We start from the raw sequence: 13,128 nt of genomic DNA on the forward strand, positions 1-13,128 counted from the left end.
GGGCTGGCGCTCCAGCCCCGCGGCCGTCTGGGCGGGGGTGGCGGGCCGCCCCGGGGCGCCGCCCGCGGCGGCGGCGGCCCCCCCACGGCGGCGGCCGCGGCCGCCGTCGAGGAACGGTGGGGCGAGGTGCTCGGGCGTCTGGGCGGTGCCTGTCCTGTGGCGCGCACGCTCGCCACACCGCTCGGTGTCTCCCTCGCCCGAGCGGTCTACAACCCCGAGGGCGCACCCGGGTCACCGACTCCTCCCTCCTCGCGCGGCCCCTCGGAACTGCTCGTTTACGCCACCCGGGAAGAGGTGGAGCGGCACCTGTTCGGCGCGTTCATCCGCACCGCGTACCGGCCGAGACCTCGGCGCCCCTGCCCCTGGACCGACGTTGAGGCCCGGCGCACGTTCGTCGTCCTGGCCCACCACATGCGGGACAACCTCACCGGCAGCACCGAAATTGCCTGGTGGGAGCTGCACCGGGCGCTGCCCGTCAGGTGGGCGCGGCTGCTGGTGGCGGGCAGCGCCGCGATCGCGGTCGCCGCCGTGCCCTGGTCCGTCGCCGGGCCGGCCGCCGGGCTGGGCGCGGGCCTGTCGGTCGGGGCCGTGGCCGTTCTGGCAACCGCGCAGCGGCGGAGGCCGGCCAACCGGATCAGCTGGTCCTGGCGGCAGTCCAAAGTCGTACCCGGCACCGTTGCCGGGATGGTGACCGGCTTCGCCGTCGGGCCCGTCACCGGAATCAGGTTCGCCCTGGTGTCCGTACTCGCCATCGGGTTCGTGGTCGGTTTCATGACGGGCCTGCGTCCCGAACCCCTCGACGTCACCGCCTGGGGCAGCCCCTCCGGCTCGCTCGCCCACGACCGCCGTACGGCGCGCCGGATCATGCTGCTCTGGGCGCTGGCCGCCGGCCCGGTGGCGGGGCTGATCGCGGACCTGGTGGCAGGACGGACCGCCGCCGTGGTCGCCGCGCCCGTGGTGGGCGTGGTGACGGGATTGGCGATCGGCTTCGGGGAGACGGCCTGGGGACTCTTCTCCCTGACCCAGGTCTACCTGCGGATACGCAAGGGAACCCCTCGCGATCTCATGGCCTTCCTGGCCGACGCGCACAGCGAACGCGGGGTGCTCCGCAGGACGGGTGCCGTCTACCAGTTCCGCCACCTCAATCTGCAACGCCATCTGGAGGCACAAGAGCTCGACATCGGTTGACCGCGAGCAGCGCCAAATCAGCCTAAATCACCCATAGGGCCCTTGCGTCGATCGGGTAGAGAGAGCGCATCGGCATCGGAAGTGCAAGATCGGCAGGGCCTACCGATTCCGGTTGTGGGTGGGGTATCCCTGGAAAGCGGTCCTGGTCGGGGACCGTTCCCTCCGGAAGGAGCCTTGCCGTGGACGGCTGGTACGTGGACGACCGCTGCTTCAACTGCGACGTTGCTCGACAGCTCGCGCCCGATTTGATCGGCGAGGCCGACGGAAAGTCCCAGATCCTGCGGTTGCCGCGCGACGAGGTCGAGACGCGGCGCTTACACGCGGCCGTGTTCGCCTGTCCCACTCGCTCAATCCGTCCTGTCTCCGGGCGAGCGGACCAGAAGCTCGATCCCTTTCCGATGGCCTTGGATAACCGCGTACTCCTGTGCGGGCACAACTCAAAGCACACTGCTGGAGCTAATTCCTACTTGCTCCTACGGCCCTCCGGCACGGTCATGATGATCGACACACCGCGCTGGAGCCGTGAGCTCGCGGGGCGTTACGCAGCATCGGGAACGGTCACCGATGTGCTGCTCACTCACCGCGACCACGCTGCACACGGCCGCCGCTACGCGGACCATTTCGGCGCCCGGCTGTGGATCCACGAGGGCGACCTCGATGCGGCGCCGGACGCGGACCGGGTGATCCGGGGTCTCGAACCTCTGGAGATCGGCGAGGGGGTCACCGCCCACCCACTGCCCGGGCACACCCCGGGCAGTGTGCTCTACCTCGCAGATGACCGGTACTGCTTCAGCGGGGACAGCTTCTACTGGTCACGCACCACCAACGATCTGGAAGTCACGGAAAGTGTGACCTGGTACTCCATCGAGGAGTTGGCCCTTTCACTGGCCAGAACGGCCGGACGACTGCGGTTCGAATGGGTTCTGCCAGGCCATGGCGACCGCCGCCGACTGTCCGGCGATGAGATGTCCCGACGGTTGAAAACACTGGCAGAGCGCACTCGGCTGTTGCGGTCCCAACCGGTCGACTTTACCGCCATTCGCTGGTGAAGGAGCTGCCAACCGAAGTCGCGCGCCTACAGCGCCTCCTTTTCGGCGTATGTGCGTCGGCGTATGTGCGCTGAAGGGCAACCCGGCATCGCCAGACCTCGGCCTGCTCAGGCTTGCGCCACGGGCACGTGACGTGGTCCCACCCGGCGGCTCTTCCTCTTGCGGCAGCACAGCGCCTTGGGCCTGCACTCGGGTTCGTACTTCCCGCCCGCCGGCCAGGTGGGGCACCAGCAGGGACCGGGCATCCGGCCGGGCGCCTGCACGGCTATGCAGCCGAGCAGGGCAGGCGGTAGCTCAGGAGGGCTTCAACTCTTCGCAATCGCGGCAGCCGCACTGGACAAGAGGACTCTCTTGCTCTTCTCGGCTATCGCTGGTGGGACAGTTCCGCAGCGGTCAGTGGCGGCCCTGGCAGGGGGCGGCGGGCGGGGCCGCGCAGAGTGGCGATCACTGTGTCAGGGTGGAGCAGAGTGGTGAGGGGTGCGGAGAGGGTCATGACGGTGATCAGGGCGCGGGCTGCGGAGGGGCGGCCGGTGGCGGTGAGGGTGAGGCGGTCGGTGTAGGCGCGCAGCAGGCGGGCTGCGGCCGGGGGCTGGGTGCCGGTGGCGTGGGGGTAGAGGATGTCCTGGCCGGTGGCCAGGGCCCAGGCGGTGTCGACGGTTTTGCCGGTCGCGCGCTGGACGCGGCGGGTGAGTTCGGGGTCGTCGAGGGGGCGTTTGTTCAGTTCACGGCGGAGGGCGTCGGCGCTGTGGGCAGCGACGGACATGCCGTGTCCGTAGACGGGGTTGTAGGTGGCGACGGCGTCGCCGAGGACGGTCAGGCCGGCGGGCCAGGTGGTGAGGCGTTCGTAGTAGCGGCGGCGGTTGACGGTGCTGTGGGTGACGGTGACGCCGGTCAGGGGCTCGGCGTTTGTGATGAGGTCGGCGACGACGGGGTGTCGGACCTGGCGGGCGAAGGGTTCGAAGAGTGCGGGGTCCTTGGACGGTTCGCCGCCGCGGGTGCCGGAGAGGGTGACCAGCCACTGGCCGTTTTCGACGGGGACCAGGGTGGCGGTCTGTCCGGGTACCGGCCGGCGGGCATCGGCCTGGACGTTGACGACGGGGAAGTTCTCGGTGCCGTCGGGGGCGCGGAAGATGCGGGTGGCGTAGACGAGCCCGGAGTCGACCACTTCTTCCCGGACGGCGGGCAGGCCGAGGGCAGCGAGCCATTGGGGTGCGTGGGAGCCGCGGCCGGTGGCGTCGACGACAAGGCCGGTTTCCAGTTCTCGTTCCGTGCCGTCGGCGGCGTTGCGGACGCGTACGCCGGTGACCTTGCGCGCGTCGCCGAGGAGGGTGACGGGTTCGGCGCGGGTGAGGAGGGTGACGCCGGGCAGGGCGAGGACCTGCTCGCGGACGACGTGGTCCAGCAGGTCGCGGGTGCAGGCGATGAGGTACTGCATCTCGGGCCACCGGCGTATCCAGCCCTGCGGGGACAGGGACGCCAGGCCGGTCGGCAGCGGGATCCGCCGTGCTCCGGCTTCCAGCCAGCGGCGGTGGGTGCCGGGCAGGAGGGCCTCGATGGTGCGGGCACCACCCGACCACAGCAGGTGGGCGTGGCGGGCCTGCGGGAGTCCCTTGCGGGCCAGGGGTGCGGAGGGCACGTCGTCCCGGTCGATGATGACGACCTCATCGGCGTGCCGGGCGAGAACAGCGGCGGCTAACAAGCCGGCCATTCCCGCTCCGAGGACCACCGCCCGCCGAGAGGGTATCGAACGGTTGGTGGTGCTGATCGGCTGGTACATGAGCGGTCTTCTCCTGATGTTCGTAGCGCTGGTGCGCTGGTGCGCGGTGGCGGGGGGCGGGGGCGGGTGAGCGCCGCAGCACTCGGGAAACCCTCACGCGTGAGGCCAGCAGCGGCACGGGATCGAGGACCGCTCGTTCTGCCTGCTCGCGGGGGGCGGTGCGGTCGGGGCGGGGAGCCCGGCGGACTCTCCGTACGGCCTTGGCCAGGCCGGCGGCCTCGACCATTGCCTGAGGGTCTCTGCTTGCCCCGCCCCGTTCAGTGTGCCGGGCAGGCCACTCACGGTCCTGGTGGCGAAGGCCACCAGTTGATGGCTGACCGGCCGGTCATGGTGGTGGCTCACGTCGGCGCCCAGCGCGGTGAACAGGGCACCCCCATCGGCGGAGGCGGGGAGATTCAGCCCGCGGAGCAGCTCGGCGCATGATCGCCGCATCCTGTTCCAGAAACTGGAAGCTGGCCAGGCGGACGGCCTTCTCCAGGGCGGGTACGGACCTGCCCTTGCGGCGGTTGCTGATGTACTGGCCGGAGACCCCGAAGTGGTCAGCGATCTCCGCATCGAGGTATCTCCGCCGTCCGGTGGGATAGCCGGTGCTGAGCAGGCGCTGTAATCGGCAGCCCTGCAGTACGGCGGCCGCGGAGGCGAGAGCGCGCGGGGCCGCCACGTCCGGGGGTGGAGGCGTGGGCATGAGCACGCAGTGTAGGTCCCGTCGCTGATTACAGGGAACCGTCAACCAACTCTCTTGGCGCCTTGCTTGCGGGGTTACGCGGCATCGGGTGGGGTGTCCGGTGCCCCCGTCGTCCTCGGCCTCGTCGCTCTGCGGACCGCGGCCGTCGATCGCGGTCTTCCCGTCGACCTCGTCGGTCCCGGCGTCCCCGCCCACCTCGTCGTCGACCCTACAGTTCGCGTCGACGCAGCAGGCACGACCGCGGACCGGGCGTCATCCTGAACAGAGGCCGCCGAACGGGGTGATCAGCGCCGGATACGCTGAACGCCGGTCGGCTGACGGCGAGTCGAGGCCGCAGAACCCCAACCAGCACCGGAAACCCGACCCCGACCCCGAACCATTCTCTCGGACAGGCTCTTGGAGGTCCTCCATGCCCCAGTCTTTCGACCCCGACTTCGGCCTCACTGCCGACGACTACGGCCGCCACCGCGCCGGGTTCCCTCCCGAGCTGCTCATCCGACTCACGGCGCGAGGCGTGGGTCTACCCGGACAGACCGTCCTCGATGTCGGCACCGGCACCGGCAGCCTGGCACGGCTGTTCGCCCAGGCCGGTGCCGACGTCACCGGGATCGACCCGGCGGAACCTCTGCTCGGCCAAGCCCGCGAACTCGACCGCGCCGCAGGAGTCAAGATCGACTACCGGACCGGTACCGCCGAGGACACCGGCATGCCGGACCGCTCCTTCGACGTGGTCTCCGCCGGCCAGTGCTGGCACTGGTTCGACGCGCCGAAGGCCGGCATTGAGATCCGCCGCCTGCTGCGCCCGGGCGGCCGTGTTGTCATCGCCCACTTCGACTGGCTGCCCTTGCCCGGCAACCTCATAACGGCCACCGAGGAACTCATCACCCGCTACAACCCCGCCTGGTCCATGGGCGGCGGCACCGGCCTCTACCCGCGCTGGCTCACCGACCTGGCCACCGCCGGGTTCACCGGCATCGAGACCTTCTCCTTCGATCTCGACGTCCCGTACACCCCACAGGCGTGGATCGGTCGCATCCGGGCCAGCGCCGGCGTCGGCGCGAGCCTGCCCGACGAGGCAGTCAACCGTTTCAGCGACGAACTCAGCCGCGTCATCGCCGACCGCTTCCCCGGCGACGTCCTCCACCTCCCCCACCGCACCTGGGCCGTCGTGGCCCAGCCCAACGACTGACCTGTGGAGCCGGACCGCCCGGCACCCCGTCATAGGGGGCAAAAGCCAGAGGGGTCCGGGTCGCGGCCGAAGGCGACCTCGCGCACCGCGACGGTGCCGAGTGGCCGCACAGGGCGAGCTCGTGCCAGCCAGCCTGGAGGGGCGCGCGGTCGTCAGGCCGGCACGGTCGCGGTCGGGACGATCGGGGCCCCCACTACCCGGTTACTCGGTTCCGGCATCCATCGTGCGGTGGCCGTCGCGACACCCCTTCCTGCGCCCGGACTTCCCGCTTGTCCCGGGCGCAGCCTCACGAGGATGGCTGTGCCGCAGTCCCCCTCCACGGCGTCGTCCAGGCCAACCCGCCCCAACTGAAGATCACCTGCAGCCGATCAAATCGGCCACCATTTGGCGATCCTGCTCTGCCAACAAGCGGGACCCCTCGATGGCAGAGCATTTCATACGGCTGCGGAGCGTGCGCTGCCTAACCCACCTATGATGGCGGCGCGTACACGACTACTCCCACGAATTCGTGCTCGGCGACAGCTCAGCTCAAGCCCTCACGACCCGGAGGACCGACGCGATCAGCAGGACGGGCGAGGCCACCGCCCCAATGATCATCGTGGGCAAGACCACCCACACGAGGGGGGGCTCACCGGCCTCATTAGGCACGTCCTCAGCCACGATCATGAACCACACCAGGTGTAGGGCCGTACCCGCCATGAGGGCGATCCAGTACAGGCCGATCCCGGCCGACCACAGCCGGACCCTGCCGGGCGGCACAGTCATCAGCCGCTTCCGGTAGACGTGGAGCCAGACCATGGCGCCGAAGAGGAGAAGCGTCATGGGGAAGCGCCACCAGTCGTCGTTCATGGCCCACTGGTGCGCGGCGCTCTCCTGCTCTGATTCGGAGGGGTACTGCGCCGCCCAGTCCAGCAGGTCGAACCCTCCGACGAGAAGGGCGACGACCGGGATCAGGAAGAACAGCCCGTAGAGGGGTCTGCCAAGACCCATGGTCAGGGCCCTGACGGCGCTCTCCCGTCGGGAGGACGCGGCACGAGCGCGGACCGGGCCGGCCGGTGAGTGACCGGGAAGGACCGCCGCGGGTGGCGGAGGAAGCACGGTGGTGTCCACCCTGTCCGCCCCGGACGCCCGCTCCTGTACGAGGCGCTCCGCTTCCTCCTCCAGCTCCTCCGCCTCCGCGTTAAGCAGCTCCTCCGCCTTCTGCGCAATGGCGGCGACCACGGGCGCCGGCAGCCAGGGGCCCGTGCCCGCCCGCTCCTTGGTCGCGGCGGCGAGCTCCGTGGCCGTTGGGCGGTCCTCGGGCCGCTTGGCCAGGCAACGCCGGGCCAGTTCCCCGAATCGACCCCCGACCCCGTCGAGGTCCGGTTCATGGTGCACGAGCCGGTACAGTATTTCGGCCACCGATCCGCCGCCGAACGGGCCGCGCCCCGTCGCCGCGAAGGCCAGAACCGCTCCCAGGGAGAACACGTCCGCCGCCGGGCCGACGATCCGGCCCTCCGCCTGCTCCGGTGACATGTAGCCGGGCGACCCCACCACCAGACCGGTCCCGGTCAGCGCCGTCTCGTCGGCGGACCTTGCGATGCCGAAGTCGATAAGCAGTGGCCCCGACTGGGAGAGCAGCACGTTGGACGGTTTGACGTCCCGGTGCACCAGGCCCGCCTCGTGTACCCTCGTCAACGCCTTCGCGAGTCCGGAGAGCAGCCGCCACAGGGCCTCCTGTGGCAGCGGCCCGTGGCCAATGACGGCGTCGGAGAGCGCGGGCCCCGGTACGTACGCTGTGGCAAGCCAGGGCACCTCCGCCTCCGGGTCGGCATCCAGGACCGGCACGGTCCCGACTCCCCGGAGCAACTGGGCGGCTCTGACCTCGCGTGCGAAGCGCCGCCGGAAGCCCGGGTCACTGGCGATCGTCCCGTGTACCACCTTGAGGGCGACCGTCCGGCCGCCCCTCGACCGGCCGAGGTAGACGCGGCCCATGCCGCCCTCCCCGAGGCGGTACAGCAGCCGGTACGCGCCCACCCGGCGCGGATCAGTCGCGGTCAACGGCTGCATGCCACACCCCCGTGAGACGCCGTCCGCATCGCCCCCACGTGAATGCCCATCACGTGAGGGCAGTCAGCATGGCACAGCAGCCCCGCCCCCGACACTGGAGCACGTGAAACAGCTCGCACCCACGGTGCGGGCGGGGTACGGGTCAGTCGAATGTGCGAGTTGCCATCATGCCCGTGCAGAGGGAAGCCGGTATAGATCCGACACTGGCAGCCGGTTCGCAGCCGGAAGAGAATTCCGTTGATCACGTGTCAGTGACAGTACCAACGCACGCCTCAACCAACGTTCGTCAGCAGGCGCGGTTCCAACTGAGTTCACTCGACATCGGAAAAGTCGCCACGCCCCACATCAAGCGGAACGATTCCCTCGGCAAGCCAATCAGACATGTCCCAGTTAGTCGCCTCAGACGGTGACTGCACCGACCGCCAGGGGACGGCCTCTCAACTCATCGTGACCGGACGAGCACCAGAAAAACCCAGCTGCCCCGCTCCATGGGGAACGGGGCAGGTGGCGAACGCAGCCAGCACTTGGGTTGATGTCTTCACCGTACGGCCGCCCACTGACACTCGGGACTTCACCACGTGCAGACCGCGCGTTGTGAAGGAGCTGAGGAAGGTGGCGAGGAGCTCAGGGTGCAGCCTTCGACCAACCGCACGATGCCGTCGTCCACAGCGAGAACGAAATACCCACAACACGCCTAAGAAATGGCGGCTTTGCCGTAGCATCGCGAGTGCTGTGCATAGCGATCCCTCATCAGGTGCCCCCCGGGCACCGTGCCTGGGGCTTGGGCCTGAGGGCCCGGGGTCGAGAGAGGGGCGATGGCTGTGTTTCAGCGCGTGCGGGAGTGGCTGGGCAAGATCTCAGACGGGACCGGCGTGGTCTTGGACGGGATCGAGCGCCGTCACCAGGCCCTAGTAGTGATCGCGGCTTACGTGATGCCGGTCTTAGGCAACTGGATGACGCGATAGCACCGACCCCCGGATGGTACCCGGGGGTCGGTGGATCTGGGGCCGCCCGATGACGGCTTCGCTCCGATGGCCTGCGGCTGTCGGAGCGAAGCTCACGCCTGCTTCAGCGCGGCTCTGCTCCTGCTGTGGTCACTGGTCATTCGCGGCGGTGTCACATCTCAACTTGGCGGCGGCCGTGACACATAAGAGTTGAACCCTCGTAGCTTGGCACATCCCGCCCTAGTGGGTACCCACTATCGGCGGACAACTCCGAGGTAATTTAGCCCACGTCGGATTCGCGAGGGTCCACGTCCTACCAGGGAAGCGCCTCCCGCGTGGGCGGCAGCCTCGGGGTAGAGCAGTACACGTCGCCTTCGGGGAGGGCGGCGGTTGCGCATGGAGTCCGGACGGCCAGCGTGGGAGAAGGGCTGGGGTGCCTGCATGCCGGCAGCGCCGTGACCGTCCTGCGTACGCGGCTCTTGCCTATGCCCCTCGGGTGCCGGTGCGCGTTCGGGGCTGGAAACGGGCATATAAGGAAACGTTCCTTTCGCCTCGAAGCACCTGTTCACCTGTATCTCCTTATGTGCTGATGTTCCGCAGCATCGGGGAGATCAGGTCGAGAGGACCGCTTCCTCTCCCTCGGCGCCGTTCTTGGACCCCGTACGTTCTTCTTGAGGCGCGGGGTGCCGGGAGGATTGCGGTGTCTGTGCCGCCGAGCGCGGAGCCCACGCTGTGGGAGCTGCACCGCGCTGTGTCTCAGTTGCGTGAGGACCTGCGCGGCGATATTGCACAGCTTGCGGCCCGTTTGGAGCAGGTGGTCACGGAGGACGTGTACCGGGCTGATCAGCGGGCGGTGGAGCAGCGCATCGGGCAGGTTGAGGCGGGGCTGTCGCATCTTCGTGGGGATCACGAGGTGATGGCGGAGCGGGCCGGGCAGTTGCGCAGTGAGGACCAGGCGCAGGCAGCGGCGACGCGTCGGCTGGTGCTCAGCTCGTTTGTGGCGCCGCTGTTGGTGATGGTTGTGCAGCTGTGGCTGGCGTCGAAGGGCACCGCGTCTTAATCCCCTGGGTCACGGGGTCCGCTGTGGGGCGGAGTGACAACACTGGTTTTGGGCGCGGGGAGTTAGAGAGCGCCTGGTGGCGACACCACTGAATGCCGACCGTCTGGTCGCGGCCCTTCGCGAGGAGGGCGTCCACGTTGTGGAGCGGTCCGGCTGGCGGACGCATCACCGCAACGGCAAGGGCCCGTGGGGCCCGGTGAACGGGATCATCGTGCATCACACGGTGACGACGGGCACGGATGCGTCGGTCAGCATCTGCGAGAACGGGTACAGCGAGCTTCCGGGCCCGCTGTGCCACGGGGTGATCGATAAGGACGGCACGGTCTACCTGATCGGCAACGGCCGGGCGAACCACACGGGGCGCGGCGACGGCGATGTGCTGCGGGCGGTGATCGCGGAGGAGTCCCTGCCGGACCCCGAGGCCAACGACACCGACGGCAACACCCACTTCTACGGTTTCGAGTGCATCAACCTCGGCGACGGTGAGGACCCGTGGCCGGCGGCGCAGCTCGATGCGATCGAGCGGGCGTCGGCGGCGATCTGCCGGGCGCACGAGTGGGGTGCGGGGAGCGTGATCGGCCACAAGGAGTGGACGAACACCAAGATCGACCCCGAGGGCTTCGAGATGGCCGACATGCGGCACCGGGTTGAGCAGCGGGTCAAGGGCAAGCCGTCCGGCCCGGTGACCGGTGGTGGTTCCACTGGGGGTTCCTCGGGAGGCTCGTCGTCGTACACGCCGCCGCCGTTCCCCTCCGGGCTCGCCCCGGGCCGCAGCAACCCGTCGGCGAAGCCGCTTCAGGAGGCTCTGAAGCGCACCGGCTGGCTCGACCCGGCGATCCCTGCCTCGGACAACTACGGTCCGGCCACGCAGAAGGCCGTGGCCGGCTTCAACCGCAAGCACGGTCTCTACACGACCGGCCAGTCCTACGATCCGGCGATCGGCCGCCGTGGCTGGGACCTGCTCCACAAGCTCGCCTACGGAAGCTGAGGAAGTTCATGGGAACGCTCATTCACGCGAACAGCACCCGTCTGTACGCCATCGCCGCGGCGGCCATCGCGCTCGTCGCCCACTACGTCGATGACCTGCCGCAGGCCCTGATCCTGGGACTGGCTGCGGCCGTCCTGGGGACCGGCGAAGTCGTCCAGCGCGTCGAAGACGGCAAGACGAAGGCCGCGGCGATACCGTCGCCGACACCGCCGCCTACAGCGGTCGCGTAACCGACAGGCCCCCTCACCGCCGACGCCCGGTGAGGGGGTCTTCGCCATGAGGGAGGGGTGTCCCCTCCTAGCGTTCTGTGAGTGATCGCCGGACCTCTTCCACCGGCGCATTGACGTTGTACAGCGGTGTGGCGAAGAGAGGGCGGCGGCTCGGCCGGTGATCGAACTCGTGAAGCCTGTGGGCCGCTCCGGCTGGCAAGTGGATGGGCCGCTGTGGAGCGGTCTCCGGATGGGGAGCCGTGCTCGCCGTCCTTGGAGCCCACTGCTGGACGTCGCCCCACGTGATCTTTCTCAGCGGCTTGTCGGCCAGGGCGCTGGGGGCCGTCCTGACCAGTGCGGCCAGTAGCGCGACCGCGCTTCCGGCGCTCTCTGCGCCCGAGCCCCTCCGTCCCTGCGCGTCCATGGAACCCCCACTCTCGGGATGTAGTGCTTGCCCCCACGCTATCGGGACCGGACAACGAATGACGTGCTGACGTCTCATCGTCAAACAGCGCGCATCAGCGTGAAGTACCGCGCCTGAGCGAGCGGTACGACGACGCGGGCAATGCCGCACCGCGCTGGGCTTCCCGAGCCAACGAAGACCGTCTTCCCTGCATGCCATCCAACGAAGCGAGCCCGAGCAGCACCTGCTCGGGCTCTTTCGCTATGCCGATCGACAAGGAGAACTGTGACCAGCACACCTACTCCTGGGGAGCCGTCCGACGGCGGTCTCGACCGGGCGTTGAAGAGCGTCACCGAGGTCCTCGCGAAGACCGACGTGAAGGGCGGTGCCTTGTTCGCCCTCGACGGTGGCATTGCTGCCTTGCTCCGCTCCGCCTTATCCGAGGGGCCCACTGCCGCTCGCGTCCTGGTGGGCCTGGCTTCCGGGTTCCTCGCGATCTCGTTGGTGTTCGTCGTGCTTGCGGTTCTGCCCCGGCTCGGCAACGAAGGAACCTCGTTCCCGACCTGGGCTGAGATGAGCCCGGAGGAGATTCGTGCGGCCGTCCAGGAAGACACCCGCCCTCACCAGGTGGCGATCTTGTCCAGGATGGCCAGGCTCAAGTACCGGCGTCTCATCGTGGCGTGTATCGCCACGGGCCTTAGCGCGCTGCTCCTCCTCGCGGCGAATCACCTCGCCGCCCTCGGGTGAAGGCGACTGCCGCCCTGCCCGTGCGGTGATAGACCAGGGGCACGCTCTTGTTCTCGGCGGCCTGCCGCTGCCGTGTCTCCCAAGGACGTTCAAGGGCCGCCGACGGCCACTCCCTCCGCGCGCAGGAAGGCGCCTTGATGAAGCCCCGTACTGTCCGGCAGACCAGCGTCATCCTCCCCGTGCTCGACGATCCCGGCCTCCGCCTGGCGACGGTCCCTTCCCTGGGGGCTTCCGGTCGGCGGGGTGAGGAGTTCACTTATGCCGACGCCAGCCTGCGTGAGCTGGACCTAGCCGACGCCCACCTCCTGGACGGCCGAGTCCTGCGGCTACGGACGCAGCGGACCACGCTCAAGGACCTGCGCGTGGACTCGGTGGAGTTCTCCGGGTGCGACCTTGGCTCCTTGCGCTGGTCTGGGGGCAAGCTGTCGCGCGCAGTCTTCTCCGACTGCAAGCTCCTGGGCGCCGCCTTCGACAGCGTGGCCTTCGACAGCGTCCTGTTCGAGAACTGCAAGCTCGACTACGCCACCTTCCGCCGGGCCCGCGCGACAGGACCGGTGATCTTCTCGAAGTGCTCCCTGGCTGAGGCTTCGTTCGCCCGCTGCGATCTGTCCGCGGCCTGTTTCGACGGCTGCGGCATGCGCCGGACGGAGTTCGAAGGCGGCCAGTACCGGGGCTGCGATCTCCGGAACAACGACCTCTCGGCTGTGCGCGGGCTCCCTTCGCTGCGCCAGGTCGTGATCGACCGTGCACAGGTCCTCCAGCTCGCCGAGGCGCTGGTGTCCGATCTGGAGGTCAGCTTCGGCGAGGACCGCCTCTCTCCGTAGGCCGCACCTTAAGCTT

At 69.1% G+C, this 13,128-nt stretch carries 10 protein-coding genes and 1 pseudogene; 9 read left to right on the plus strand and 2 right to left on the minus strand.

Features of this window, described 5'->3' with window-relative positions:
• Together ABZ951_RS21930 and ABZ951_RS21935 are read left to right on the plus strand one after the other, a co-directional pair.
• Nucleotides 1-1,188: pseudogene (locus tag ABZ951_RS21930) on the plus strand (hypothetical protein); the annotation flags it as partial.
• 179 nt (nucleotides 1,189-1,367) lie between these two features.
• Nucleotides 1,368-2,237, plus strand: coding sequence for an MBL fold metallo-hydrolase (locus tag ABZ951_RS21935; protein WP_344096161.1), 870 nt, complete (start codon nucleotides 1,368-1,370; stop codon nucleotides 2,235-2,237).
• A 364-nt stretch (nucleotides 2,238-2,601) separates the two neighbouring features.
• Here the strand turns inward: ABZ951_RS21935 and ABZ951_RS21940 are convergent, their stop codons facing one another.
• Nucleotides 2,602-4,014 carry an FAD-dependent oxidoreductase gene (locus tag ABZ951_RS21940; RefSeq protein WP_344096159.1) on the minus strand — a complete coding sequence of 471 codons (1,413 nt, stop codon included), beginning with the start codon at nucleotides 4,012-4,014 and terminating at the stop codon, nucleotides 2,602-2,604.
• A gap of 778 nt (nucleotides 4,015-4,792) precedes the next feature.
• Between ABZ951_RS21940 and ABZ951_RS21945 the strand changes: the two genes are divergently transcribed.
• Both ABZ951_RS21945 and ABZ951_RS21950 read left to right on the plus strand, forming a co-directional pair.
• Nucleotides 4,793-4,960, plus strand: coding sequence for a hypothetical protein (locus ABZ951_RS21945; protein WP_344096157.1), 168 nt, complete (start codon nucleotides 4,793-4,795; stop codon nucleotides 4,958-4,960).
• Between the two features lie 148 nt (nucleotides 4,961-5,108).
• Nucleotides 5,109-5,888: a methyltransferase domain-containing protein gene (locus ABZ951_RS21950; RefSeq protein ID WP_344096155.1), complete on the plus strand. Its 780-nt coding sequence runs from the start codon at nucleotides 5,109-5,111 to the stop codon at nucleotides 5,886-5,888.
• Nucleotides 5,889-6,416: 528 nt separating this feature from the next.
• On the opposite strand, the gene ABZ951_RS21955 is transcribed toward ABZ951_RS21950, so the two are convergent.
• Nucleotides 6,417-7,937 carry a serine/threonine-protein kinase gene (locus ABZ951_RS21955; protein WP_344096153.1) on the minus strand — a complete coding sequence of 507 codons (1,521 nt, stop codon included), beginning with the start codon at nucleotides 7,935-7,937 and terminating at the stop codon, nucleotides 6,417-6,419.
• A 1,644-nt stretch (nucleotides 7,938-9,581) separates the two neighbouring features.
• Between ABZ951_RS21955 and ABZ951_RS21960 the strand changes: the two genes are divergently transcribed.
• From ABZ951_RS21960 to ABZ951_RS21980, 5 genes are all read left to right on the plus strand, one after another.
• Nucleotides 9,582-9,941, plus strand: a complete 360-nt coding sequence (locus ABZ951_RS21960) for a hypothetical protein (protein ID WP_344096150.1) — start codon at nucleotides 9,582-9,584, stop codon at nucleotides 9,939-9,941.
• Nucleotides 9,942-10,017: 76 nt separating this feature from the next.
• Nucleotides 10,018-10,929 (plus strand): N-acetylmuramoyl-L-alanine amidase, encoded by a 912-nt coding sequence (locus tag ABZ951_RS21965; protein WP_344096148.1) that lies wholly within the window; start codon nucleotides 10,018-10,020, stop codon nucleotides 10,927-10,929.
• A gap of 8 nt (nucleotides 10,930-10,937) precedes the next feature.
• Nucleotides 10,938-11,159, plus strand: coding sequence for a hypothetical protein (locus ABZ951_RS21970; protein ID WP_344096146.1), 222 nt, complete (start codon nucleotides 10,938-10,940; stop codon nucleotides 11,157-11,159).
• 667 nt (nucleotides 11,160-11,826) lie between these two features.
• Nucleotides 11,827-12,288, plus strand: a complete 462-nt coding sequence (locus ABZ951_RS21975) for a Pycsar system effector family protein (RefSeq protein WP_344096144.1) — start codon at nucleotides 11,827-11,829, stop codon at nucleotides 12,286-12,288.
• Nucleotides 12,289-12,425: 137 nt separating this feature from the next.
• A complete protein-coding gene (locus ABZ951_RS21980) occupies nucleotides 12,426-13,112 on the plus strand; it encodes a pentapeptide repeat-containing protein (RefSeq protein WP_344096142.1) in 687 nt (228 codons plus the stop codon).
• Nucleotides 13,113-13,128: the final 16 nt, after the last annotated feature.

Origin of the sequence: Streptomyces sp. NPDC046215, assembly GCF_040646215.1 — a bacterium.
In the GTDB taxonomy this organism is placed as follows: Bacteria; Actinomycetota; Actinomycetes; order Streptomycetales; family Streptomycetaceae; genus Streptomyces; species Streptomyces stramineus.

What these genes read in the sequence shown, in the direction of transcription:
- ABZ951_RS21970 (WP_344096146.1), top strand. Translation starts at nt 10,938, where the DNA reads ATGGGAACGCTCATTCACGCGAACAGCACCCGTCTGTACGCCATCGCC.
- ABZ951_RS21955 (WP_344096153.1), bottom strand. Translation starts at nt 7,937, where the DNA reads ATGCAGCCGTTGACCGCGACTGATCCGCGCCGGGTGGGCGCGTACCGG.
- ABZ951_RS21950 (WP_344096155.1), top strand. Translation starts at nt 5,109, where the DNA reads ATGCCCCAGTCTTTCGACCCCGACTTCGGCCTCACTGCCGACGACTAC.
- ABZ951_RS21940 (WP_344096159.1), bottom strand. Translation starts at nt 4,014, where the DNA reads ATGTACCAGCCGATCAGCACCACCAACCGTTCGATACCCTCTCGGCGG.
- ABZ951_RS21980 (WP_344096142.1), top strand. Translation starts at nt 12,426, where the DNA reads ATGAAGCCCCGTACTGTCCGGCAGACCAGCGTCATCCTCCCCGTGCTC.